General features: G+C 45.1%; 22 protein-coding genes. 8 read left to right on the plus strand and 14 right to left on the minus strand.

The features are described 5' to 3' along the window. Nucleotides 1-68 precede the first annotated feature (68 nt). Nucleotides 69-4,271 (plus strand): DNA-directed RNA polymerase subunit beta', encoded by a 4,203-nt coding sequence (gene rpoC, locus OCV44_RS00835; RefSeq protein WP_086048567.1) that lies wholly within the window; start codon nt 69-71, stop codon nt 4,269-4,271. Nucleotides 4,272-4,638: 367 nt separating this feature from the next. Here rpoC and rsd read toward each other — a convergent pair whose 3' ends face one another. Beyond that, nucleotides 4,639-5,136, minus strand: a complete 498-nt coding sequence (gene rsd / locus OCV44_RS00840) for a sigma D regulator (RefSeq protein ID WP_139686074.1) — start codon at nt 5,134-5,136, stop codon at nt 4,639-4,641. Nucleotides 5,137-5,301: 165 nt separating this feature from the next. Between rsd and nudC the strand changes: the two genes are divergently transcribed. Both nudC and hemE read left to right on the plus strand, forming a co-directional pair. After that, on the plus strand, nt 5,302-6,111 hold the full coding sequence (gene nudC / locus OCV44_RS00845; protein ID WP_139686075.1) for an NAD(+) diphosphatase: 810 nt from the start codon (nt 5,302-5,304) through the stop codon (nt 6,109-6,111). A 299-nt stretch (nt 6,112-6,410) separates the two neighbouring features. After that, nucleotides 6,411-7,478, plus strand: a complete 1,068-nt coding sequence (gene hemE, locus OCV44_RS00850) for a uroporphyrinogen decarboxylase (protein ID WP_004729761.1) — start codon at nt 6,411-6,413, stop codon at nt 7,476-7,478. Between the two features lie 148 nt (nt 7,479-7,626). On the opposite strand, the gene OCV44_RS00855 is transcribed toward hemE, so the two are convergent. Both OCV44_RS00855 and OCV44_RS00860 read right to left on the minus strand, forming a co-directional pair. Then, nucleotides 7,627-8,220: a uracil-DNA glycosylase family protein gene (locus OCV44_RS00855; RefSeq protein WP_139686076.1), complete on the minus strand. Its 594-nt coding sequence runs from the start codon at nt 8,218-8,220 to the stop codon at nt 7,627-7,629. Beyond that, a complete protein-coding gene (locus tag OCV44_RS00860) occupies nt 8,220-9,146 on the minus strand; it encodes a D-2-hydroxyacid dehydrogenase (protein WP_139686077.1) in 927 nt (308 codons plus the stop codon). The genes OCV44_RS00855 and OCV44_RS00860 overlap by 1 nt, the downstream gene beginning before the upstream one ends. A gap of 71 nt (nt 9,147-9,217) precedes the next feature. Here OCV44_RS00860 and OCV44_RS00865 point away from each other — a divergent pair, with 71 nt between their 5' ends. Beyond that, entirely contained in the window at nt 9,218-9,805 is a 588-nt protein-coding gene (locus OCV44_RS00865) for a YjaG family protein (protein WP_139686078.1), read from the plus strand. A 73-nt stretch (nt 9,806-9,878) separates the two neighbouring features. Here OCV44_RS00865 and OCV44_RS00870 read toward each other — a convergent pair whose 3' ends face one another. Then, the gene (locus tag OCV44_RS00870) at nt 9,879-11,255 is read right to left on the minus strand and encodes an IS4 family transposase (protein WP_261900921.1); all 1,377 of its coding nucleotides are present in this window, start codon (nt 11,253-11,255) and stop codon (nt 9,879-9,881) included. Nucleotides 11,256-11,400: 145 nt separating this feature from the next. After that, the gene (locus OCV44_RS00875; RefSeq protein ID WP_139686312.1) at nt 11,401-12,555 is read right to left on the minus strand and encodes a CNNM domain-containing protein; all 1,155 of its coding nucleotides are present in this window, start codon (nt 12,553-12,555) and stop codon (nt 11,401-11,403) included. A 270-nt stretch (nt 12,556-12,825) separates the two neighbouring features. Between OCV44_RS00875 and hupA the strand changes: the two genes are divergently transcribed. The 3 genes from hupA (at nt 12,826) to OCV44_RS00890 (ending at nt 15,427) form a co-directional block, all read left to right on the plus strand. Then, nucleotides 12,826-13,098 carry a nucleoid-associated protein HU-alpha gene (gene hupA, locus OCV44_RS00880; RefSeq protein ID WP_004729753.1) on the plus strand — a complete coding sequence of 91 codons (273 nt, stop codon included), beginning with the start codon at nt 12,826-12,828 and terminating at the stop codon, nt 13,096-13,098. Between the two features lie 47 nt (nt 13,099-13,145). Continuing rightward, nucleotides 13,146-13,844 (plus strand): DUF1481 domain-containing protein, encoded by a 699-nt coding sequence (locus OCV44_RS00885; RefSeq protein ID WP_139686311.1) that lies wholly within the window; start codon nt 13,146-13,148, stop codon nt 13,842-13,844. Nucleotides 13,845-14,050: 206 nt separating this feature from the next. After that, nucleotides 14,051-15,427, plus strand: coding sequence for an IS4 family transposase (locus OCV44_RS00890; RefSeq protein ID WP_261900921.1), 1,377 nt, complete (start codon nt 14,051-14,053; stop codon nt 15,425-15,427). 106 nt (nt 15,428-15,533) lie between these two features. On the opposite strand, the gene purD is transcribed toward OCV44_RS00890, so the two are convergent. Both purD and purH read right to left on the minus strand, forming a co-directional pair. Beyond that, nucleotides 15,534-16,823 (minus strand): phosphoribosylamine--glycine ligase, encoded by a 1,290-nt coding sequence (purD, locus tag OCV44_RS00895; protein ID WP_139685890.1) that lies wholly within the window; start codon nt 16,821-16,823, stop codon nt 15,534-15,536. 283 nt (nt 16,824-17,106) lie between these two features. After that, entirely contained in the window at nt 17,107-18,699 is a 1,593-nt protein-coding gene (purH, locus tag OCV44_RS00900; RefSeq protein WP_139685891.1) for a bifunctional phosphoribosylaminoimidazolecarboxamide formyltransferase/IMP cyclohydrolase, read from the minus strand. Nucleotides 18,700-19,023: 324 nt separating this feature from the next. Between purH and zntR the strand changes: the two genes are divergently transcribed. Continuing rightward, on the plus strand, nt 19,024-19,464 hold the full coding sequence (gene zntR, locus OCV44_RS00905) for a Zn(2+)-responsive transcriptional regulator (RefSeq protein ID WP_009844687.1): 441 nt from the start codon (nt 19,024-19,026) through the stop codon (nt 19,462-19,464). Between the two features lie 47 nt (nt 19,465-19,511). Here the strand turns inward: zntR and OCV44_RS00910 are convergent, their stop codons facing one another. The 7 genes from OCV44_RS00910 to aroQ form a co-directional block, all read right to left on the minus strand. Beyond that, nucleotides 19,512-20,471 carry a GGDEF domain-containing protein gene (locus OCV44_RS00910; RefSeq protein ID WP_017096520.1) on the minus strand — a complete coding sequence of 320 codons (960 nt, stop codon included), beginning with the start codon at nt 20,469-20,471 and terminating at the stop codon, nt 19,512-19,514. Nucleotides 20,472-20,641: 170 nt separating this feature from the next. Then, nucleotides 20,642-20,938 carry a DNA-binding transcriptional regulator Fis gene (gene fis / locus OCV44_RS00915; protein ID WP_004729744.1) on the minus strand — a complete coding sequence of 99 codons (297 nt, stop codon included), beginning with the start codon at nt 20,936-20,938 and terminating at the stop codon, nt 20,642-20,644. A 23-nt stretch (nt 20,939-20,961) separates the two neighbouring features. Then, on the minus strand, nt 20,962-21,930 hold the full coding sequence (dusB, locus tag OCV44_RS00920) for a tRNA dihydrouridine synthase DusB (protein ID WP_009844689.1): 969 nt from the start codon (nt 21,928-21,930) through the stop codon (nt 20,962-20,964). A 141-nt stretch (nt 21,931-22,071) separates the two neighbouring features. Then, nucleotides 22,072-22,959, minus strand: a complete 888-nt coding sequence (prmA, locus tag OCV44_RS00925; protein ID WP_017055901.1) for a 50S ribosomal protein L11 methyltransferase — start codon at nt 22,957-22,959, stop codon at nt 22,072-22,074. Between the two features lie 206 nt (nt 22,960-23,165). Continuing rightward, the gene (gene accC, locus OCV44_RS00930) at nt 23,166-24,509 is read right to left on the minus strand and encodes an acetyl-CoA carboxylase biotin carboxylase subunit (protein WP_017083824.1); all 1,344 of its coding nucleotides are present in this window, start codon (nt 24,507-24,509) and stop codon (nt 23,166-23,168) included. Nucleotides 24,510-24,524: 15 nt separating this feature from the next. After that, nucleotides 24,525-24,977, minus strand: coding sequence for an acetyl-CoA carboxylase biotin carboxyl carrier protein (gene accB, locus OCV44_RS00935; protein ID WP_004729736.1), 453 nt, complete (start codon nt 24,975-24,977; stop codon nt 24,525-24,527). A gap of 73 nt (nt 24,978-25,050) precedes the next feature. Further along, nucleotides 25,051-25,500 carry a type II 3-dehydroquinate dehydratase gene (gene aroQ, locus OCV44_RS00940; protein WP_009844692.1) on the minus strand — a complete coding sequence of 150 codons (450 nt, stop codon included), beginning with the start codon at nt 25,498-25,500 and terminating at the stop codon, nt 25,051-25,053. Nucleotides 25,501-25,719: the final 219 nt, after the last annotated feature.

The raw sequence follows: 25,719 nt of genomic DNA on the forward strand, positions 1-25,719 counted from the left end.
TTGGATTACTTGGTAAAGGGGGCTCACTTTAGTCGGTGAGCTCCTTTAACTCCTTACAGGAGCTGAACGTGAAAGACTTATTAAACTTTCTAAAAGCACAGCATAAGACCGAAGAATTTGATGCAATCAAAATCGGTCTATCTTCACCAGACACGATCCGTTCGTGGTCTTTTGGTGAAGTTAAAAAGCCAGAAACAATTAACTATCGTACGTTCAAACCTGAACGTGATGGTCTGTTCTGTGCACGTATTTTTGGTCCAGTTAAAGACTACGAATGTCTTTGTGGCAAATACAAGCGCCTGAAGCACCGTGGTGTTATCTGTGAGAAGTGTGGCGTTGAAGTTACACAAACTAAAGTTCGTCGTGACCGTATGGGCCACATCGAGCTTGCTTCACCAGTTGCTCACATCTGGTTCCTAAAATCACTACCGTCTCGTATCGGTCTACTAATGGATATCCCTCTGCGTGATATCGAACGTGTTCTTTACTTCGAAATGTACGTAGTAACTGAACCGGGTATGACTGATCTAGAAAAATCTCAGATGCTTACTGAAGAAGAGTATCTGGATCGTCTAGAAGAGTGGGGTGACGAATTCACTGCTAAGATGGGTGCTGAAGCGATCAAAGATCTGCTTTCAACAATGGACCTTCATCAAGAAGTGGAAGAAATGCGCGAAGAGTTGGAAACAACTAACTCTGAAACTAAGCGTAAGAAAGTTACTAAGCGTTTGAAGCTAGTTGAAGCGTTCATTTCGTCAGGCAATAAGCCTGAGTGGATGATCCTAACTGTACTTCCAGTGCTACCGCCAGATTTGCGTCCTCTAGTACCTCTAGATGGCGGTCGTTTTGCGACATCTGATCTGAACGACCTTTACCGTCGTGTTATCAACCGTAACAACCGTTTGAAGCGTCTTCTAGAGCTAGCGGCTCCAGACATCATCGTACGTAACGAAAAACGTATGCTGCAAGAGTCTGTTGATGCCCTTCTAGATAACGGTCGTCGCGGTCGTGCGATCACGGGTTCTAACAAGCGTCCTCTGAAATCTCTTGCTGATATGATCAAGGGTAAACAAGGTCGTTTCCGTCAGAACCTTCTAGGTAAACGTGTAGACTACTCTGGCCGTTCTGTAATCACAGTAGGTCCATACCTTCGTCTACATCAGTGTGGTCTTCCTAAGAAGATGGCACTTGAGCTATTTAAGCCGTTCATCTACAGCAAGCTAGAAACTCGTGGCATGGCTACGACAATCAAAGCTGCTAAGAAAATGGTAGAGCGCGAAGAAGCGATCGTTTGGGATATCCTAGACGAAGTGATCCGCGAACACCCAGTACTGCTTAACCGTGCACCTACACTTCACCGTCTAGGTATCCAAGCGTTTGAACCAGTACTAATCGAAGGTAAAGCGATTCAGCTTCACCCACTAGTGTGTGCGGCATACAACGCCGACTTCGATGGTGACCAAATGGCTGTACACGTGCCTCTAACTCTAGAAGCACAGCTTGAAGCTCGTACCCTAATGATGTCGACGAATAACATTCTGTCGCCAGCATCAGGTGATCCAATCATCGTACCTTCTCAGGACGTTGTATTGGGTCTTTACTACATGACACGTGACAAGATCAACGTGAAAGGTGAAGGTATGTACCTTGCTGGCCCTGCTGAGGCTGAAAAGGCATACCGTACTAAGACTGCTGAGCTACACGCTCGCGTTAAAGTACGTATCACTGAAACAGTAGTAGACGAAGACGGCAATAGCACAACGAATACTGGCCTAGTAGATACGACTGTAGGTCGTGCAATGCTATGGCAGATCGTTCCTGCTGGCCTTCCGTACAGCATCGTTAACCAAAAGTTAGGTAAGAAGCAGATCTCTACTCTTCTTAACGAGTGTTACCGTAAGCTTGGTCTAAAAGATACAGTAGTATTTGCTGACCAAATCATGTACGCAGGTTTCGCATACGCGGCACTTTCTGGTGTTTCTGTAGGTATCAACGATATGGTTGTTCCTCAAGCGAAATACGATGAAATTGAATCTGCTGAAGAAGAAGTTCGTGAAATCCAAGAGCAATTCCAATCTGGTCTTGTTACTGCGGGTGAGCGTTACAACAAAGTTATCGATATCTGGGCATCTACGAATGACCGCGTTGCGAAAGCAATGATGGATAACCTATCTTCTGAAACAGTTATTAACCGTGACGGCGAAGAAGAACAGCAAGAATCGTTCAACAGCATCTACATGATGGCCGACTCGGGCGCACGTGGTTCTGCAGCTCAGATTCGTCAGCTAGCAGGTATGCGTGGTCTGATGGCGCGTCCAGATGGTTCAATCATTGAAACGCCGATCACAGCGAACTTTAAAGAAGGTCTAAACGTCCTTCAGTACTTTATCTCAACGCACGGTGCTCGTAAGGGTCTTGCGGATACAGCACTGAAAACAGCAAACTCGGGTTACCTAACTCGTCGTCTAGTAGACGTTGCTCAAGACGTTGTAGTACACGAACATGACTGTGGCACGCATGAAGGTATCGACATGATGCCTCACATCGAAGGTGGTGACGTTAAAGTTGCACTTTCTGAGCTTGCTCTAGGTCGTGTAGTAGCTGAAGACGTTCTTAAGCCTGGTACTGAAGATGTACTGATTCCACGTAATACTCTGATTGATGAGAAGTGGTGTCAAATCATGGAAGACAACTCAGTAGATAGCATGAAAGTGCGCTCTGTTGTTACCTGTGATGCAGACTTCGGTTGTTGTGCACAGTGTTACGGTCGTGACCTAGCACGTGGTCACCTAGTGAACCAAGGTGAAGCAGTTGGTGTTATCGCTGCACAATCTATCGGTGAACCGGGTACACAGCTAACGATGCGTACGTTCCACATCGGTGGTGCGGCATCTACTGCAGCAGCAGAGAACAGCATCCAAGCTAAGACAACTGGTACTGTGAAACTTCACAATGCTAAGTTCGTAGTGAACAAAGATAAGAAACTGGTTATCACTTCTCGTGCATCTGAGATGACGATTATTGATGAATTCGGCCGTACTAAAGAGAAGCACAAACTTCCTTACGGTTCGATGCTAACCAAAGGCGACAACGCAGCAGTTACTGCTGGTGAAGTTGTAGCTAACTGGGAAGCGCATACCATGCCAATCATCACTGAAGTGGCAGGTCGTATCCAATTCGTAGATATGATCGATGGTATTACAGTTTCTCGTAACACTGACGATCTAACGGGTCTTTCTTCAAGTGAAGTTACAGACGCAGCCGCTCGCCCAGCAGCAGGTAAAGATATGCGTCCAGCTATCAAACTTGTTGATGAGCAAGGTAACGATGTAATGATCCCTGGTACTGATATGCCAGCTCACTACTTCCTACCAGGCAAAGCGATTGTAAACATCGAAGATGGCGCTGAAGTTGGCATTGGTGACACACTATCTCGTATCCCTCAAAAATCGAGCGGAAACAAAGATATCACCGGTGGTCTACCACGCGTAGCTGACCTATTCGAAGCTCGTAAGCCTAAAGAGCCTGCGATTCTTGCTGAGCACACAGGTACTGTGTCTTTCGGTAAAGAAACGAAAGGTAAGCGTCGTCTAGTAATCACTCGTGAAGGCGGTGACGCTTACGAAGAGATGATTCCTAAGCATCGTCAATTGAACGTGTTCGAAGGTGAGAAGATTGAACGTGGTGATGTAATCGCCGACGGTCCTGAAACTCCACACGATATCCTGCGTCTACGTGGTATCCACGCTGTGACTCAGTACATCGCGAACGAAGTTCAAGAAGTTTACCGCTTACAAGGCGTAAAGATTAACGATAAGCACATCGAGACTATCGTTCGTCAAATGCTACGTAAGTGTACAATCACTCATTCTGGTGACTCTCCGTTCCTACCTGGCGAACAAGTTGAGTACCACAATGTTAAGATTGCTAACCGTAAGCTAGAAGCTGAAGGTAAAGAACTAGTACGTTTCGAACGTGATCTACTAGGTATTACTAAAGCATCTCTTGCAACTGAGTCATTCATCTCAGCTGCATCGTTCCAAGAAACGACTCGCGTACTAACAGAAGCTGCGGTTTCTGGTAAGCGTGATGACCTTCGCGGTCTGAAAGAGAACGTAATTGTTGGTCGTCTGATCCCAGCTGGTACTGGTTTCGCATACCACCAAGAGCGTCAAAAGCAACGTGAAGAAGAGCAAGAAGGTCCTTCAGCTGAACAAGCTACTGACAATCTGGCAGCACTTCTAAACGCTGGTTTCTCTTCAGAAGAGTAAGCTCTACGAGTAGTCTCTAAGAGATAAGAAAAAGGCACCTTCGGGTGCCTTTTTTGTATCTGGTGTATTGATGTATTGATGTATTGATGTTTAACGAGAGACTTATAGCTTAGAAGTTGATAGGTATGATTGCTTGTCGATTGCTTGGCTGGTGGACTTGGTCGCGAGTACTTTCTCAAAGGCAGTTTTAGTTGTTTTCTGGTATGCGGTGAGGATGAAACCGGTGACAAGTATTACGTCTGGTTATCGCAAAACATCAGAGCAGGGACGAACCAATAGGCTCTGGTAAAAGAGTTGGATGTGTTAGGTAGTGCTACAGACAAAACAAAAAGCTTGCACAGAGGCAAGCTTAGAAGATGTTAAGCCATTACGCTCCTGGTGGAACCGCTAGGCTGTCGGCAATTTGTTGTATCAGCTGGTCTTCAACCGCAAACCTAGCCTCAAGAATCTCACCTACTAGTGACAGCTCACTATCAAAGCTTTCTAATGTATCGCTTGCTTTAATGGCAGCATATTTATCGGTGAAGTTGAGTAGTGGATCTGTGGTAAGAACGATATGACCATAAGATTGGTTAATTTCGTCTGTTGCTTTGAAGCCAGTAGACTGCCATTTGTCCATCACCATGTCATAGATTTTGAAATGACCTTCGGAGATGTAATCAACAAGATGTTGGCTGAATTTTTGGAGCGCTTCTGGAGAAGGCAGTTCGGTAATTGCCGTTGCTTTCGACGATGAAGGCTGTAGAGCGGCAAGCTTACAATACTCAACGATTAGAGACTGTCGAGTTTCGAGCCAATGATCGATGACCTCATTAGAGCCACCCCATTGTTCTTGTATTTGTTTGAATTTATTTAGCATGACCATGTCCTCATGATCTGATCACAACCTTGTGATCAAGTAATTGCCTAAGCAAGGTCCGTTTTATTGGTAGCTACTAAAAGTAATAGCTTGAAATATTCTCTGCTACAACTCTAGTATGAAATTAGATTGCCAGTAAAATGAACGAACTGCAAGCAATGAGGCATAGGGATGTTAAAAAAAAGTGATAACAAAATGACAGATCAAGCTTATTGGTGCGTCGTTTCTGGTAGTGATATTTGGGTTAATGATGATCAGTTTCCTTTTGGCTCTGCTGAAGAGCTTGGACTGAGTGTTGAGCATGCAATTTGTATTGGCCAGCATCAAGGTCGTAAGGTGTATTGGCTCAACGATTGCGATGTGGAGGTTGAACTGGGCATGGTCAGCCTAAGAGATCTGCTTCACTGGCCTGAATCGAGTTTTCTGACCGCAAGCAAAGCCATCCAATATGGGCACATGACGCAAAGTATGCGTTTTTGTCCTCAGTGCGGCGGTCGAAATCATCTCAACCATAATCAGGTGGCGATGCAATGTGGCGACTGCCGAACGCTTCATTATCCTCGTATCTTCCCGTGCATCATTGTTGCTGTACGAAACGACAACAAGATATTACTTGCGCAGCACCCAAGGCATAAAACGGGTATGTACACCGTAATAGCGGGCTTCCTAGAGGTTGGAGAAACCCTAGAGCAGTGTGTGGCGCGCGAAGTCAAAGAAGAAACGGGGATCGATGTGAGTAATATCCGTTACTTTGGTAGCCAGCCATGGGCGTTTCCATCCAGCATGATGATGGCCTTTCTTGCTGATTATGCTGGTGGAACACTCAAACCTGATTACAGTGAACTGTCGGATGCCCAATGGTTTGACGTAACAAGCCTGCCTGATGTAGCTCCAGTCGGAACGATTGCGAGACAATTGATTGAGAATACAGTCGATGAGGTGAGGAAAGGCGGCGTCGCGGAGCAGGAACTAGAACATTAAATTACCTGTGATAGTATTTGGCCTATGGGTGGTCAAATGCTAAAAAAAACCCTCCACAAGTGGAGGGGGTAAGTAAGATGTCGTTATGAGATGCTGAGTAGTGACTACTCAGTTGTTATAATTGTAATTTTCGCTAGCAAACAAATTTTTAACATGCTCCTGTAATTGGGTGCAAATTAAGCATGGATTTAAAAGTTAATAACTTGATCTAGGTTGCAAAGCACACAGCTTTTACCCTTCAATCAGTGTTAGAATACTTGCCATCAAAACTAGACAAGATTGAATTGGAATTTAACGGAATGACCGAATTAAAAAACGATCGCTATTTACGCGCACTTTTAAAACAGCCTGTTGATTACACACCGGTATGGATGATGCGCCAAGCTGGCCGCTATCTTCCTGAGTACAAAGCAACGCGCGCTGAAGCGGGCGATTTCATGTCTTTGTGCAAAAACGCTGAACTAGCATCAGAAGTAACACTTCAACCTTTACGTCGTTTCCCGCTTGATGCGGCAATCTTGTTCTCTGACATCCTAACTATCCCTGATGCAATGGGCTTAGGCTTGTACTTTGAAACTGGTGAAGGTCCTAAGTTTGAGCGTCCTATCACATGTAAAGCTGACGTTGAGAAGATTGGTTTACCAGATCCTGAAGGCGAGCTTCAGTACGTAATGAATGCCGTTCGTCAGATCCGTAAAGATCTGAAAGGCGAAGTGCCACTGATTGGTTTCTCTGGTAGCCCTTGGACACTGGCAACTTATATGGTTGAAGGCAGCAGCTCGAAGGCGTTTACTAAGATCAAGAAGATGATGTACGCAGAGCCACAAACGCTGCATTTACTTCTAGATAAGCTGGCTGACACCGTTATTGAATACCTGAACGCGCAAATTAAAGCGGGTGCACAATCAGTAATGGTATTTGATACATGGGGTGGTGTACTGACTCCGCGTGACTACAACCTGTTCTCACTGCAATACATGCACAAAATTGTCGATGGCCTAATCCGTGAAAACGAAGGTCGCCGTGTACCGGTTACTCTGTTCACTAAGAACGGTGGCATGTGGCTAGAATCTATCGCAGCGACTGGCTGTGATGCAGTTGGCCTAGACTGGACAATCAATATTGCTGATGCAAAAGCACGTATTGGCGATAAAGTGGCTCTACAAGGCAACATGGATCCATCAGTACTTTACGCACAACCTGAGCGTATTCGTGAAGAAGTCGGCACTATCCTTGAAGGTTTTGGTGACGGCGGTACTGGCCACGTATTTAACCTTGGCCATGGTATTCACCTAGATGTGCCACCAGAAAATGCTGGTGTATTTGTGGACGCAGTTCACGACCTATCTAAGCCATACCATAAGTAATTCAGTCTGTGTTTTTAGAAAAAGCGCTGTCGAGAAATCGGCAGCGCTTTTTTATTATCTGTTTATCTGTTTATCTGTTTATCTGTTTATCTGTTTATCTGTTTATCTGTACCCAATATCGGCTTAATCGTCGTTGATGTGCAGCTAATTAGGTATTTGGATCATGGTAGGCCAAATGCTCTGATACGTGCTTCCTGATATACGGAATGACTTCACTTTCGAACCATGGGTTTTTCTTGAGCCAGATATTATTACGTGGTGAAGGGTGGGGAAGTGGCAAATATTCTGGAGCCCAAGCCTGCCAGTTACGTACCGTTTCAGTGAGCGTACTGGTGGTTTTGTTTGTTAGGTAATGGTTTTGTGCGTACTGACCAATCAGCAGTGTCATTTGGATGTTGGGTAGGGATTGCAGCACTTTGTTATGCCAAAGCTCCGCACACTCTTTACGTGGTGGTAGATCGCCACTCTTTCCCTTTCCCGGATAACAAAACCCCATAGGAACAATCGCAACTTTCTGTTCGTCATAAAACGTATCGCTATCCATTCCTAGCCATTCTCTTAATCGTTCGCCACTGGCGTCGTTCCAAGGGATAGATGACTTATGAACCTTGATACCGGGTGCTTGGCCTATGATCAGCAAGCGTGCGTTTGGGTGTGCCTGTATCACTGGATTTGCACCGTGTGATAAATGAGGATCACAAGCGGTGCATTGTCGTATCTCAGTGAGCAGTGATGAGAACATCAGTAGCCTTTATCAAAATCAATGGTGTTATTCAGTGTAAAACCATCTCGCCATTGTTGGTAATTATTGGCGAAGATCTCCACGACCTGTCTTGGCTCACTCAGAGCCGCAATGTGTGGTGTGATGGTTACTTGAGGCAACTTCCAAAACGGGTGTTCTTGTGTAAGAGGTTCGCATTCAAAGACATCCAAGAAAGCGTGTCCAACCCATTTATTCTTAATCGCAAGCAGTAACGCTTTATTGTCTATGCTTTCCCCGCGACCCACATTAAACAGCAATACGTTAGAGCAGTAGCTTAAGGTGGTTTGATTCAGTAGTTGGTAGGTCTCATCCGTTGATGGCAGTGTGTTCACTACAATATCCGCTTGCTTGAGTGCGGCTTCTAATTCATTAATGTGGAAAGTGTCTTTGAAGGTTTCTTGCTTTGATGGGATACCTGTCCGGTTGACCCCAATCGTATGGATACCAAACACAGAAGCGGCTTTCGCCAAATGGCTGCCAATTGAACCTGTTCCCAGAATCACCATGGTTTTGTCGGTTAGGCTGGTATAAAGCTGCGGCTGCCAGTTTCGCTGTTGTTGTTGCTGGTGGTAATGAGTGAAGTGTCTACAGTGGCTGATTGTGTAACCCAACACGTATTCGGCAATGGCAGGGCCGAAGATGCCTTTGACGTTGGTCAGCGTATAATCTTTACGCAGATCCGGTTGAGTGAGTCTATTGATTCCAGCGTAGGTACTTTGTACCCAGTCTAGATGTTTAAATTCATTAAGTCGCTCTGCTATCAAAGGAGGAGCAGCCAGTACGATCTCTGCTGATTCGGGGTTTTGAGTGATTTCGAGGTCAGGTAACCCTTGGTTTATAATCAGTTGCGTATAGGTATCGTCATGCTCGGTAAGAATATAGAGCTTATTCGTGAAATTGTTCATCGGCTTACCTTTTCCCCCCAGGGTTTATCAAGTACACTTTCGCTGTCTTTTTCTGCAATTATTGAGTGACTATGCTTCAGAATCCACTGCAGGTTCGTCTTGAAAAGTTAGAACCTTGGCAACAAATTACTTTTATGGCGTGTCTATGTGAGCGTATGTATCCTAACTATGCCATGTTTTGTGAGAATACAGAATTTGCGGAAGCTCGAATCTATCGTGATGTTTTGGATAGCATTTGGGAAATCCTAACCGTTAAAACGGCAAAGGTGAACTTTGAGCGTCAACTTGAAAAAGTAGAAGAGCTATTCCCTAGCGCAGATGATTTTGATTTCTATGGTGTTTACCCTGCGATGGACGCATGCCAAGGCTTAGCAACATTAATTCATGGCCTACTTGATCGTGAGCATATGTTGGAAGCGGTAATTAAAGTGAGTCAACAATCGGTGAAGACGGTTGCTGAGCTTGAGTTTGCTCAAGGCGCTGAAGAAGTGACGAACGAAAACCAGAAAGAAAACGAAGCGGTATGTGAAGAGTGGGACGTTCAGTGGGCTATTTTCCGACCTCTACGTGAAACGACAGAGCGTGATTTAGATCTGATCAAAGACCTACGCCACGAACTGCGTGAAGACCCAGTCAGCAACATTGGTGTTGCGTTATAACGGATATTGAGTTGTAGCGAATAGAATAAAAAAACAAAGGCTCCCTAGGGCTGTCTCTTGATCACAAGTCTGGTTAATCAAGAGACTTAGCGAGTTCATACCCTTCAAGGATGGTTTGTAACCTAAACCATCCTTGCCATAACGTCTTTATAGAAGCGCGACCTGTTCGCTTGGTATTCTTCCAACCACCTAACCGAGCAATACCGTTGTAAGCCCATGATATATTAGGCGCTTCTTTCGGTAGTTTTTTACTCTCCAACTTGAGCCACATTAACTTCCACGCTTTGCCTTTTAATACCTGCTCACAACTGGTCTTAGATAACTCGTCTGATTCATTCATAAACCTCAACTGGAGTAACCGAGTCGCGATAAAAGCCAAAACGACGCTGAGCCTTTCTAAGTTATCCTTACTTTGCATTCTCAGTTGCTCAACTTCAGTCCCTTCACTTTTCCAGACTTTATGAAAATCTTCTATTAGCCAGCGCCGCTCATAATAACTGACGATTTTGAGTGCCTCTTCCTTGCTCGTTATCGGCTCTGAAGTCAGTAAGTGCCATGCGAGCTTATTATCACTCTCTCCTTGTTCTATACATCCCACGTAGTAAAGCGGAATGTTATCGAACTCTTTCTTGTTAGCAGGAGACTTGAGTGTCACGGGGGCATATTTGATATCTAAATGAGCCTTGCGAGCTTTACGACCGCCTTTTTGCGGTATTTCGAGCACTTTCTCTCCGGCTGATAACAGGGTAGAGGCATAGCTATAAAGACGATTATCATGCTCTTCAATACAGCGGCTTTGCATTGAGCGAACGAGGAATCTCTGTTGTTGCTCTCGCTTGTAAGTGAGGTATTCAAATAGGTCTGCTTCTCTATCACACACAGAAATGACATCCGAAATTTTATCGCCAAGTCGCTCAGCGACATGGCGAGAGGCTTGTTCCCACTTATAACTTTCTTTCTCTTTGTATGGTCGAGTCGCATGCTGGTGCCTTTGACCTCGCTTTTCTATATCACGAGTCCAGCGCTGTTGTTCAATTAAACCAATAACAGATTGAGTATCGGGAGCAAAAAGTAAGGTTGAGTGTACGAACATGGCGCGATGTCGATTGCCTTGATTGGAATGCCCGAGTTCATCTCGAATGCTACGATGGGAGTAACTGAGAGAAGTGGTGTCTTCTAAGGCAAGAAGTGTTTGTTGCTCTAATGCTTCTTGTGCGGTGACATAAAAACCCGCTTCTGCGATATCTTCTGCTTTGATTTGCTCATTACGGATGAAGCGATAAGCCCCTTCCATTTCAGCAGGGGAGATAATGAGTTTCGAGACGGGTACACCAGGTTGCTCGGCCAGTGAGGCTGCGAGAGCAACGAGTCTTTGAGTGCGTCTAGGGTCATTAAGGTGGGCTTGACCGAACTGTTTTTGTGCCCAAAGGGTAGGCTCTATATAGGTCATGATAATCATCCTTGTCATTGCTTAGATGATCAGATCATGAAACCTAAAAATAGTTCAAAAAAAATCCCTAAGCGTGGCTTAGGGATTTGTGTATAAGAGACAGCCCTAGGGAGCCTTTGTTGTATCTGACGGTATCAAATTTAGATTAAGCGTCTTTCTTGTCTTCTTTTTGAACCTTGCCTTCATCCGTTGACTTTGAGTCTGAGGTGTCGTTGTCTGCTAGAATTTTTTCCTCTAGCTCGTCGTCCTCTTCATCGCGGTTTTCGATAACACCGTGTGTCTCTTTCCACGTTTCCCAACGTTGGAACGCCAGTTCTTGCATGTCTGTGGTTTTATCCGCTTCGTCGACAATCTCTTCACCAACCAAGTGCTCAAAGATATCTTCAAGGGTGATGATGCCCTGAATCGTACCGTACTCGTCAACCACTAAGGAAAGCTGCAGGCGGTTTGCCATCATTTGGTCAAAGGCCTTAGCCAAACCCATGTTGTTTAGTAATACGTGGATAGGGCGCATCACTTCACCCAGGGCCTTCTCGCCGCAACCCGCTTGCTGCAATCTAAACAGCTCTAAGCGGTGGACAAAACCAATGATATTGTCAGTTTGTTCGCTGTAGACCAATGGACGTGAGAACGGCGTATCTTTGTGTTGTTCTAGGAATACATTGACACTCATTTCTGCATCAACGCGAAATACAACAGGGCGTGGTGTCATTACCTGAGTCACGGGCACATCTTGAATGCCTAATAGGTTGCTCAGAATTTTTGATTCGCCTTCTGCAAACTCACCGCTTTCTTTTGCCAAAATAGCCATCGCAGATAGCTCATCACGCATTTTTGGTGCTTGGTGTCCGCGAGCTAGACGCTTGGTAATTTGCTCTGAGAACCAAACAAATGGTGTTAGGAAGAAGACCATCCAACGAAGCACATTTGATGATGCTGGAGCAAGTTGACGCCAGTAGGTCGCGCCAATGGTTTTTGGAACAATCTCAGACAAAACCAAAATACCCAAAGTCAGTACGGCAGAGAATACACCTAACCATTGGCTACCAAAAACGACAGCCGCTTGTGCACCTGCCGTCGCAGCACCGATGGTGTGCGCGATGGTATTGAGCGTTAAAATTGACGCGAGCGGGCGGTCAATATCTGTTTTCAGTTTGTCTAAAGACTCTGCTGCAGGGTGCCCATTTTGTTTTAGTTGAGCAATGTAGCTCGGACTAATACTCAAAAGTACAGCTTCCAAAACAGAACAAATGAAAGAAACTCCAATAGCAATGGAGACGTAAATAGTTAGCAGCAGCATGTTTGCCCTTAAATTAATTTGTACGCTTTAGCAGCGATTCAGCGTGGATTATAGAGAATAAGTAGTGGCTAGGTCATCATTAATTTTGCTCTCAGCCCCTTTTAAACAAGGGCTTGCCACTGAAATTCAGTAACAATTTGTGAGTGATTACTCATATTATGGCTAAAACTACGGCATTAGAGCTAAAGATCGACGACAAACCTTTGCCAGAAGGGGCATTTATGTTTTAGAGTGAATCGAATTCAAAAATACAAAGAAGGGAAACCTAAAATGAACAAGACTCAATTAATCGACTTTATTGCTGAAAAAGCGGACCTTTCTAAAGCACAAGCTAAAGCTGCTCTAGAAGCGACTCTTGGCGGTGTTACAGATGCTCTTAAAGATGGCGATCAAGTTCAGCTAATTGGTTTTGGTACTTTTAAAGTAAACCACCGTGCAGCTCGCACTGGTCGTAACCCAAAAACTGGTGACGAGATCCAAATCGCTGCTGCAAATGTTCCAGCATTTGTTGCAGGTAAAGCGCTGAAAGATTCAGTGAAATAATCTAAACTGTACCGAGGTAGTCGTATTCCACCTCGGTACAGGTTTTTATGAAAAAAGCATTTATTCTCGTTTCACTCTTATCTACATTTCTCATTGGCTGTTCTTCAACAAGCCCTCGCAAAAACCTAGAGCAATTTGAAACTCACACCGGCGGCCAAGTCATGGGCGACGCGACTAGTTTCTACTGGGTTACCAATAAGCTAACACAACCTCATACTTCAGCTGACTACGTCACTGTGGGCGATTACGGCTGGTACCAAACGGACTATGCTTGGTCGGAAGATATACTTCGTGAATTTGTTCGTGAAGGCGAACAGCGTAATTCTTCGAATAAGTTGGTTCCTTATCGTGTCCATGTGCGTTTCAATAAATCAGGTGAAGCTGTGTATCAGCAGTATCGTATTGATGGCAAAATCTTACCTATCCAAGCTAAGCAACTCGAAAATTATCAGAAAGAAGCTTTATCGGTTCTAGAAACCACAATGACGCAGAATGACGAAGGACTCGGGCTAGTTCAGGGATACTGGAATGGCAAAACGTTTCAGACTTGCTCTGGTAAGCAATTTTCTGACATTGAATTTAACCAAACACTGCCTAATTTTGTGATTAACCGTTTGTCGTCTGTAGAGAGCTACGGTGCTTTTGTCGGCAAGGCATCGCTTAGAAAATTATCAGTCGTTGAATTTTTGATGTTGGCGGATGACAATCATCAGTGTGTTGCAAGACCATCATTGCTGAAAGAATAGGTCGTGTTTAAAACCTTTTGGCCCGCTGTAGGTCAAGTACTTATTTGTGTGTACAGGAATAGACCCTGTAAAAATTAATCAATAAAAAAGGCGCCTATCGAGGCTGTCTCTTATACACAAATCCCTAAGCCACGCTTAGGGATTTTTTTTGAACTATTTTTAGGTTTCATGATCTGATCATCTAAGCAATGACAAGGATGATTATCATGACCTATATAGAGCCTACCCTTTGGGCACAAAAACAGTTCGGTCAAGCCCACCTTAATGACCCTAGACGCACTCAAAGACTCGTTGCTCTCGCAGCCTCACTGGCCGAGCAACCTGGTGTACCCGTCTCGAAACTCATTATCTCCCCTGCTGAAATGGAAGGGGCTTATCGCTTCATCCGTAATGAGCAAATCAAAGCAGAAGATATCGCAGAAGCGGGTTTTTATGTCACCGCACAAGAAGCATTAGAGCAACAAACACTTCTTGCCTTAGAAGACACCACTTCTCTCAGTTACTCCCATCGTAGCATTCGAGATGAACTCGGGCATTCCAATCAAGGCAATCGACATCGCGCCATGTTCGTACACTCAACCTTACTTTTTGCTCCCGATACTCAATCTGTTATTGGTTTAATTGAACAACAGCGCTGGACTCGTGATATAGAAAAGCGAGGTCAAAGGCACCAGCATGCGACTCGACCATACAAAGAGAAAGAAAGTTATAAGTGGGAACAAGCCTCTCGCCATGTCGCTGAGCGACTTGGCGATAAAATTTCGGATGTCATTTCTGTGTGTGATAGAGAAGCAGACCTATTTGAATACCTCACTTACAAGCGAGAGCAACAACAGAGATTCCTCGTTCGCTCAATGCAAAGCCGCTGTATTGAAGAGCATGATAATCGTCTTTATAGCTATGCCTCTACCCTGTTATCAGCCGGAGAGAAAGTGCTCGAAATACCGCAAAAAGGCGGTCGTAAAGCTCGCAAGGCTCATTTAGATATCAAATATGCCCCCGTGACACTCAAGTCTCCTGCTAACAAGAAAGAGTTCGATAACATTCCGCTTTACTACGTGGGATGTATAGAACAAGGAGAGAGTGATAATAAGCTCGCATGGCACTTACTGACTTCAGAGCCGATAACGAGCAAGGAAGAGGCACTCAAAATCGTCAGTTATTATGAGCGGCGCTGGCTAATAGAAGATTTTCATAAAGTCTGGAAAAGTGAAGGGACTGAAGTTGAGCAACTGAGAATGCAAAGTAAGGATAACTTAGAAAGGCTCAGCGTCGTTTTGGCTTTTATCGCGACTCGGTTACTCCAGTTGAGGTTTATGAATGAATCAGACGAGTTATCTAAGACCAGTTGTGAGCAGGTATTAAAAGGCAAAGCGTGGAAGTTAATGTGGCTCAAGTTGGAGAGTAAAAAACTACCGAAAGAAGCGCCTAATATATCATGGGCTTACAACGGTATTGCTCGGTTAGGTGGTTGGAAGAATACCAAGCGAACAGGTCGCGCTTCTATAAAGACGTTATGGCAAGGATGGTTTAGGTTACAAACCATCCTTGAAGGGTATGAACTCGCTAAGTCTCTTGATTAACCAGACTTGTGATCAAGAGACAGCCTATCGAGGCGCCTTTTCTGTTGTTATTCGCTTACTGTCAATTACTTACTGTTATTAGAAAGTAAGCGAGTAACAAGATTGATTACTGCTCTTGCTCGCGCGCAATCGCACGGTAACCAATGTCATTGCGGTGGAACATACCATTCCAGCCAACTTGCTTTGTCAGCGCGTAGGCGCGCTCCTGAGCCTCAGAAACCGTATTACCTAGTGCCGTTGCACAAAGTACACGGCCGCCGTTTGTCACAACGTCGCCAGCTTCGTTATTTGTGGTACCAGCGTGGAAAACCTTTTGGCCTTCAACTTCGCTTGTTGGTAGGGAAATAACATCGCCTTTTGCGTAGTCCGCAGGGTAACCGCCAGCCGCAAGAACAACGCCGATCGAAGCGCGTGGATCCCACTTAGACTCTGCTTCGTCCAGTTTCTCGTCGATAGCCATTAGGCAAAGTTCAACAAGGTCTGACTCCATACGCATCATGATAGGTTGCGTTTCTGGGTCGCCGAAGCGGCAGTTGTATTCGATAACCTTAGGCGTGCCGTCAGCATCGATCATTAGTCCTGCGTAAAGGAAACCTGTGTAAGGTGCGCCTTCTGCGTCCATACCACGTACCGTAGGGTAGATAACTTCCTCAAGGATACGATTATGGATTTCAGGAGTAACCACTGGTGCAGGAGAGTAAGCACCCATACCGCCAGTATTAGGGCCAGTGTCTTTGTCGCCAACACGTTTGTGATCTTGGCTGGTGGCCATAGGCAGTACGCTATAACCGTCAACCATTACGATGAAGCTTGCTTCTTCGCCTTCAAGGAACTCTTCGATCACTACGCGGCTGCCTGCTTCGCCAAATGCGTTGCCTGCGAGCATGTCTTTGATTGCGTCTTCAGCTTCTTCAAGTGTCATCGCAACGATAACGCCTTTACCCGCCGCAAGACCGTCAGCTTTTACTACGATTGGAGCGCCCTGCTCGCGAACGTAAGCGATAGCTGGCTCAATCTCAGTGAAGTTTGAGTAGTAACCTGTTGGGATCTCATGGCGAGCCAGGAAGTCTTTTGTGAATGCTTTAGAGCCTTCAAGCTGTGCAGCCGCTTGAGTTGGGCCGAAGATTGGTAGGCCAACTTCGCGGAATGCATCAACAACACCAATAACCAATGGTGCTTCAGGGCCAACGATAGTCAGTTCGATTTTTTTATCTTGAGCAAACGCGACTAAACCTGCGATGTCTTCAACACCGATGTTTACGTTCTCAAGTTTAGGCTCAAGCGCAGTACCTGCGTTACCTGGAGCGATGAATACTGTTTCAACATTTGGGTTTTGTGCCGCTTTCCAGCCAAGTGCATGCTCACGACCGCCTGCACCGATAATCAATACATTCATGTTTTAAAATCCTTATAGCTGCTTCAGAGCCTTTATTTCTGAGTCAAACATGCTTACTTATGGTCATAAGCTCCGCGTGTTTTCCTTGAACTAAAGTCACTGACTTGCTCTACGTATTTCAAATATCGGAATATTCAAAAAAACAAAATTATAAGTCTTGCTCAAAGTAGCTGGTGATGTGGCTAGGCAGCAATTGAGCCCATCCCCGGGAGCATAGCCAGCTATGTGACCGGGGTGGGCGAAAGCAGCTAACGACGCCACAGTGCCAAATACGAAGAGGAAATTAATGGCGGAAGTGACGCATGCCTGTAAAGATCATCGCCATGCCGTGTTCGTCTGCTGCTGCGATAACTTCGTCATCACGCATAGAGCCGCCCGGTTGGATAACACACTTGATGCCAGCTTCTGCTGCCGCGTCGATACCGTCACGGAATGGGAAGAATGCATCTGATGCCATCACGCAACCTTCAACCTGTAGACCTTCGTCTGCCGCTTTGATGCCTGCGATTTTCGCAGAGTAAACGCGGCTCATTTGGCCTGCGCCTACACCAATAGTCATGTCGCCTTTCGAGTAAACGATAGCGTTAGATTTAACGTACTTCGCTACTTTCCAGCAGAATAGAGCATCTTTCAATTCTTCAGCTGTTGGCTGACGCTTAGAAACCACTTTCAGGTCATCTTCAGAAACCATACCTTGGTCGCGGTCTTGAACTAGCAAACCGCCGTTAACGCGTTTCACGTCAAAACCAGTTGTCTTAGTTGTCCACTCACCGCACTCAAGCAGGCGAAGGTTTTTCTTAGCCGCTACGATTGCTACTGCTTCCGCAGAAACAGATGGTGCAATGATAACTTCAACGAATTGACGCTCAGTGATAGCCGTTGCTGTTGCAGCGTCTAGCTCACGGTTGAAAGCGATGATGCCGCCAAATGCAGACGTTGGGTCTGTTTTGAATGCACGGTCGTAAGCTTCTAGGATGTCTTCACCTAGTGCAACACCACATGGGTTAGCGTGCTTAACAATGACACATGCTGGCTGGTCGAACTCTTTCACACACTCAAGTGCTGCGTCAGTGTCAGCGATGTTGTTGTAAGAAAGCGCTTTACCTTGGATTTGGCGAGCAGTAGAAACAGACGCTTCTTCAGGGTTTGCTTCAACGTAGAATGCTGCCGCTTGGTGGCTGTTCTCACCGTAGCGCATGTCTTGTTTCTTCTCGAACTGTTGGTTGAACGTGCGAGGGAATTTAGACTCTTCATCACCTTCTTTGTTCTCACCGTAAGATGGAACCATAGTGCCGAAGTAGTTTGCGATCATGCCGTCGTAAGAAGCTGTGTGCTCGAATGCTGCGATAGCGAGGTCGAAGCGAGTCTCTAGCGTTAGAGATTTCTCGTTCACGTCCATTTCAGCGACAACGCGCTCGTAGTCGTGTGCGTTAACAACGATAGTTACGTCTTTGTGGTTTTTCGCAGCAGAGCGAACCATTGTAGGGCCGCCGATGTCGATGTTCTCAACAGCGTCAGCAAGGGTACAGCCTTCTTTAGCAACGGTTTCTGCGAATGGGTATAGGTTTACAACAACCATATCGATAGGGTTGATACCGTGAGTTTCCATCACGTCATCATCTTGGCCACGACGGCCTAGAACACCACCATGAACTTTTGGGTGCAGAGTCTTAACACGGCCATCCATCATTTCTGGGAAACCAGTGTAATCAGATACTTCTGTAACAGAGATGCCTTTTTCAGCAAGCAGGCGAGCAGTGCCACCGGTAGATAGGATATCTACACCACGGTTAGCAAGAGCTTGTGCAAATTCAACGATACCAGTTTTGTCTGATACGCTGATTAGAGCGCGGCGAATTGGACGAGCGTTATTCATGCTTCCATCTTCCTCAAATTCATGGGGTTAAAATAAAGATATTTGCCAAAAAAGAACTTGTTTCTATCTTCTTAGCGTGGATTATCTTAGATACCAGTAAGAGATAAAATATTGGCCAGTTTTGGTAAAGACCTTTTGGGTGTTCTTATAATCAAGCTATAAGATAACCAACTCCAAATTTGATGGCGCAGATTCTAACTAATTTATTACAAAAAAGCTCGCGCAATCGTTTGGCATCTCAAAATTAATTATGAAAAGTGCCATTTCAGCCTGAAAAGTAACGATAAGGTTAATTGTGGAATGGACGGAACAGTAGGAAAAAACATGTTTCAGATCGGTGAATTAGCGAAAAGATGCGGTGTGACAGCCGATACCTTGCGGTTTTATGAAAAAAGTAACCTGATTGCTCCTGCCAGTCGCAGTGACTCAGGATATCGCTTATATGATGAAAACAATCAGAAACAGGTGACCTTTATTCTTAAATCTAAAGCGTTAGGGCTGAGTTTAGATGAAATTAAGGAATTGCTCGAGATTCGCTTGGAAGCAACGCAGCACAGTTGCTCGGAAGTGAAAGCCATCACAACGGCAAAGCTGACACTTATTGATGAAAAAATCAGTGAACTTGGCAGAATACGCACGGCATTAAAGAAGATTAATGATGCTTGCTGCGGTCATGTAGATGACGATGCGAGCCATTGTTCTATCTTAGGTGCTTTGGCGAGCGAAGATAAACAAAGCTCATGCTGTGCTGCTGATGGTAAATAGCTGAAAAGGTCCCCGTTAGGGAGAGAGGTTTACTACGGTTAATAACCCTAGGAAGCTTGCAGTATTTTGGCTCTTAGTTGAGCGTCAATTTTTAAAGTGGGTAGGTTATTATGGTAAAGCGTGACTTGGTTGCGGCCAGTCTGCTTTGAAGAGTACATGGCTCTATCAGCTTGAGCCAATAGTTCTTTTATGGTTTTAAGGTGTGGTGTGTATTCTGCAACACCGATGCTGACTGTTGGGTAGATGATGTGGCCGTCTACGGTGCATGGCGTTGATTCAATCGTTTTACGAATCGTCTCTGCAACGTAATAAGCTTCAATGGCACTGGTGTGTGTGAGGATGACACCGAATTCTTCGCCACCCAAGCGACCTAGATAATCATCGCAGTCTATTGACTGTTGGCATAAACTCGCGACTTGAACGATTACCTCATCACCAGAAAGGTGGCCAACTTGATCATTGATCTCTTTGAAGTGGTCTATGTCTATCATCAAACACGTTAAGCTTTGCTTAGGCGATTGACTGAACTCTTTTTCCAACCCAAGTAAAAAGGCACGTCTATTTAAAATCCCAGTTAGCTCATCGATTTCAGCGAGTTCTATCAGCTCAGCTTCACGTTGCTGTGCTTTAGTAATATCTCGCTCTTGCCACAGCACGTATTGCTTTTCTGGCGAGAGATACAATGGCTTTAATGTCGATTCAAAATATCGATCGTCTGATTCTGCAGATTCTTCCCCTTGAGCGAAAAGTTGTTCAATAGAAAGCTGAAGTTGCTGACAGGGCGCAAGAGAGTATTGAATGTATTGAATTTCGCGACTGGAATAAGCTTGCTTTGCCGCCTCTAACAGCTGCTTTTCAACCGCGGGAGGCAACAGTTCTGAAACTGTGTGGTGATTTGGATTGTCAAAGTTTTCAACAATACGTCCGGATGTATCCAACAGAAGATGACGATCAGGCAGTTCACGGATCAGTGTGCTAAGCCATTCTTCCCTTTTCATATCAAGCATGTAGCTTCCAGACGATTAGATTAATAGGTCATTATATCGGTAGTGATTACGTTATCAATCGTTACATCTAATTAATTGATTGATAATTGTTCGCTTGTTGCCATATAAACAAAAAAAGCCGAGTTCAATAAAGAGCTCGGCTTCTAATTCAATAAATTACGAAAGAACGATTAGTTCATGCCGTATTTTTTAAGTTTCTTGCGAAGAGTACCGCGGTTAATACCCATCATGGTTGCTGCGCGAGTTTGGTTACCGCGAGTGTACTGCATGATAGTGTCTAGTAGTGGCTGTTCAACTTCAGCTAATACTAATTCGTATAACTCGCTGACTTCTTGACCGTTTAATTGAGCAAGGTAATTTTTCAATGATGCTTTAACTGAGTCACGTAGTGGCTTCTGCGTGATTTGGTCTTGTGATGTAACTGTAGTTACTGTCAATGCTTCTGAAGTCAGATTTTGTTCGAACATATTCGGTCTAGCTCTTCTCGTAATTATGGTGCAACGTTATCAAAAAAACCTTCTAGCGCTTCAAGCTGCAGATCACCTGCTTCGAATGCGTTGAAGGTACGGCGAAACTCACTCGCTTGTTCATGCTCTTTTAGATACCACCCCACATGCTTACGAGCGATGCGAGGGCCTAAAAACTCTCCATAAAATTCATGTAGAGCGAGCACATGACCAAGCATGATGTCTTTCACTTCCGAAATCGGGAGCGGGTCCATCGTGGTGCCGTTTTCCAAATAGTGTAGGATTTCGTTAAAAATCCAAGGGCGTCCTTGGGCAGGTCGACCTATCATTAAAGCATCAGCGCCGGTGTACTCCAGCACAAACTTCGCTTTTTCCGGACTATCGATATCACCGTTAGCGATAACCGGAATAGATACTGCTTGTTTCGCTGCTTTAATGTGTTTGTATTCTGCCTCACCTTTGTACATACAAGCGCGAGTTCTCCCGTGAAGGGCAAGAGCTTGTATGCCGCAGTCTTCGGCTATTTTCGCGATTTGGACACAGTTTCTATTGTCTGTATCCCAGCCTGTGCGCGTTTTCAACGTTACTGGAACGTCGACAGCATTTACCACAGCCTTCAGAATATCTTCAATGAGTTCTGGATGCTGAAGTAGCGCTGAGCCCGCAAGCTTCTTATTCACTTTTTTAGCTGGGCAACCCATATTGATATCGATGATTTGCGCACCGTTAGCAACATTGAATTGAGCAGCCTCGGCCATAAGCTGTGGATCTGCACCAGCGATTTGTACTGAACGAATGCCCGATTCGCCTTCATGTACCATACGCTGCTGAGATTTTGACGTTTTCCAAACTTTCGGATTGGAGGACATCATTTCACTGACTGCCATCCCCGCACCGTAACGAAGACACAACTCACGGAATGGTCTATCCGTTACGCCAGCCATAGGAGCGACGATTAGATTGTTCTTAAGTTGATAATTTCCGATTTTCAAAAAATGTCATCACAGTTCTGTACCAGCAAGGGCGCGCATTTTACGCATTTTTTCGCTGCGTGAAAAGACTAATATTTGAGCATTTACAATTTGTTTTTGTAATTTGTTTAAATTTCAGTCAATTAGCGCCCAAAGTCTTACCTAGCCTTGCTTGCGACCAGAGATTCGACACCATTCTTGTTGTTCAATGATCGGATCAATGTGAAGCTCATCACGATAATAAGTCGCAACATCTTCCGCTTGTGTATCTAAAACACCCGACATCGCAAGTACACCATTTGGCTTCACTAGGCCTTTAATGATGCCAGAAAGGTCGCGTAATGGACCGGCAAGAATGTTGGCAACAACAACGTCAGCAAGCAAACCTTCCGGTTGATCTTGTGGCAAGAACACCTCTAGTTGCTCAGCAACGCCATTGCGTTGTGCGTTGTCTTTTGATGCAAGCAGAGCTTGAGGATCAATGTCGATCCCGATAACTTTTGCCGCGCCTAGTTTGATCGCAGCGATCGCTAGGATGCCTGAGCCACAACCGAAGTCGATCACGGTTTTGCCTGCAAGGTCTAAGCCTTCCAGCCACTCAAGACACAATGCTGTTGTTGGGTGAGTACCGGTACCAAACGCAAGGCCAGGATCCAGCATTACGTTTACAGCGTCAGGTTCAGGGATATCGCGCCAGCTAGGGCAGATCCATAAACGCTCACCAAACTTCATTGGGTGGAAGTTGTCCATCCATTCACGTTCCCAATCCTTGTCTTCAATTTGCTCTACTTTGTGAGCAAAGTCTGCAGGGAACATGTTGCTTGCTTTAATCTGCGCTAGAACGACACCAGTATCAGTCTCAGCGTCGTAAAGCGCGAGAATGTCAGTATCACCCCAAAGGCGAGTTTCGCCCGGCAGAGGCTCAAATACAGGGGTATCTTGTGCATCCAGGAAAGTTACAGAAAGAGCACCAGTCTCTTCCATTAACATGTCGCCGATTTGTTCGGCATTTTCATTGGTCGCATTAAGCTTGATTTGAATCCAAGGCATGGCTGCATCTTCTATATGAGAAAAATTGGATGGCGAGTCTAGCAGAAAATATGAGCAAATTCATCAAAACCCCATGCATTATCATGGGGATTTTAGCTTGCATTTTCCGGATCACTAAAAACAAAAATGCCCACCGAAGTGAGCATTTATTACTGTTCTACAGAGAACGAATTACGGAAGGCTAGCTTCTGTTGCAGACCAAGCTTCTATTGTAGACCAAGCTTCTTCTCAAGGTAGTGGATGTTTGCACCACCGTGTTGGAAGTTTTCGTCGTTCATTATCGCTAATTGCAGCTCAGTATTGACGTTGATACCTTCAACAATCATTTCTGCTAGTGCGTTCTTCATACGAGCGATAGCAACATCACGGTTCTCACCGTAAGTGATCAGCTTACCAATCATTGAATCGTAATGTGGTGGCACTGTGTAGCCCGTGTAGATGTGAGATTCCCAACGAACACCCATACCACCTGGAGCATGGAAGCGCGTGATCTTACCTGGAGAAGGTAGGAAGCGAACGGGATCTTCAGCGTTGATACGACATTCGATTGAGTGGCCGCGCAGCTTAATATCATCTTGTGTGAATGATAGAGGTTGACCAGCAGCAATACGAAGTTGCTCTTTCACTAGGTCGATACCCGTTACCATTTCAGTAATCGTGTGCTCAACCTGGATACGAGTGTTCATTTCGATGAAGTAGAACTCACCGTTCTCGTATAGGAATTCAAATGTACCTGCGCCGCGGTAACCAATCTCAAGACATGCACGAGTACAACGGTCGCCGATGTATTTACGCATCTCTTCAGTGATACCTGGTGCTGGCGCTTCTTCCACAACTTTCTGGTGACGACGCTGCATTGAACAGTCACGCTCACCTAGGTGGATAGCATTACCTTGGCCATCTGCAAGCACTTGTACTTCAATGTGACGTGGATTTTCTAGGAATTTTTCCATGTAAACCATGTCGTTATTGAAACATGCTTTTGCTTCAGCACGCGTCATTGCGATAGCTTCTGTTAGTTCTTTTTCAGTACGAACAACACGCATACCACGACCGCCGCCGCCGCCAGATGCTTTGATGATTACAGGGAAGCCAATGCGCTTAGCGTGCGCTTTGTTTTTTACTTCATCATCATCAAGAGGGCCGTCAGAACCTGGTACACAAGGTACGCCAGCTTTTTTCATTGACGTGATAGCTGACACTTTGTCACCCATCATGCGAATGGTTTCAGCTTTAGGGCCAACGAAGATAAAACCACTGCGCTCTACCTGTTCTGCAAAGTCTGCATTTTCAGATAGGAAGCCGTAGCCTGGGTGGATAGCAACTGCACCCGTTACTTCAGCTGCGCTGATGATACGAGGGATGTTCAGGTAGCTATCGATACCGCGAGCTGGACCAATACAAATGGTTTCGTCAGCAAGAAGTACGTGCTTAAGATCGCGGTCAGCGGTTGAGTGAACTGCTACCGTTTTGATGCCAAGCTCTTTACATGCTCGCAGAATACGCAGTGCAATTTCACCACGGTTCGCGATTACTAATTTATCTAACATAATGAGTGCTCTCTATTATTCGATAATTACTAGAGCTTGGTCGAATTCTACTGGTTGACCGTCTTCAACTAGGATAGCCGTTACAACACCAGATTTATCAGCTTCGATTTGGTTCATCATTTTCATTGCTTCAACGATACATAGTGTTTCGCCAGCAGTTACAGATTGACCAACTTTAACGAACGGTTTTGCATCTGGGCTTGGAGCGCCGTAGAAAGTACCAACCATTGGAGAAAGAACTTGGTGACCAGCAGGAACCGCAGGAGCTGCCGCTTCTGCAGCTACAGGTGCCGCCGCAGGTGCTGCTGCCGCTACAGGAGCTGGAGCTGCTGCATATTGAATAGGTGCTGCAGATACAGGGCTGTTACGACTGATTCGTACTGACTCTTCACCTTCAGAGATCTCTAGCTCAGAAATGCCAGACTCTTCAACCAATTCGATTAGCTTCTTGATTTTGCGAATATCCATTGTTTCTTTCTCTTTATCTGTTGATTGAACTTACTCTTTGACTGAGTAGGTTAGTAATAGTTCGTTGTTTTATTTACTTTGCGTTGAGCTTGTTGAGCGCTGCTGTCAAAGCAAATTGATAACCTTGTGCACCTAAGCCACAAATCACACCTTCTGCTTTATCAGACAGGTAAGAGTGGTGACGGAATGGTTCACGTGCGTGAACATTCGATAGGTGAACCTCAATAAATGGGATAGCAACACCAAGTAGTGCATCACGCAACGCCACACTGGTATGTGTAAAGGCCGCTGGGTTGATAATAATGAAATCAACATTTTGATAAGCACTATGGATAGCTTCAATCAGCTCATACTCACGATTTGACTGTAAGTGAGATAGCTCAACATCGTGTGTTTTCGCTTGCTCGGTCAATGAGCTAATAATCTGGTCAAGTGTTTGAGAACCGTAGTGTGCAGGTTCTCTAAGGCCTAACAGATTAAGGTTTGGTCCATTTAAAACTAGAATGCGAAACTTTGTAGACATTGTGGGGCTATCTTCCTTTATCGTGTTTACGAACGTGAATGTTGCCATTTTATTGAAAATTTGGGGATAATTTCCAGTAAGAAAAACCCAAATTTAAAAATTAGAACCAGATTATAGCTAATTCAGCGCAAATCGCAGCAATTTACTGGTCTAATCTCCTATTGGGAGAGTGTGAGATTGTTACCAACTTAACAAAAAAGCGCCTTAGCCTTAATTTTG

Source organism: Vibrio tasmaniensis, from assembly GCF_024347635.1.
In the GTDB taxonomy this organism is placed as follows: domain Bacteria; phylum Pseudomonadota; class Gammaproteobacteria; order Enterobacterales; family Vibrionaceae; genus Vibrio; species Vibrio tasmaniensis.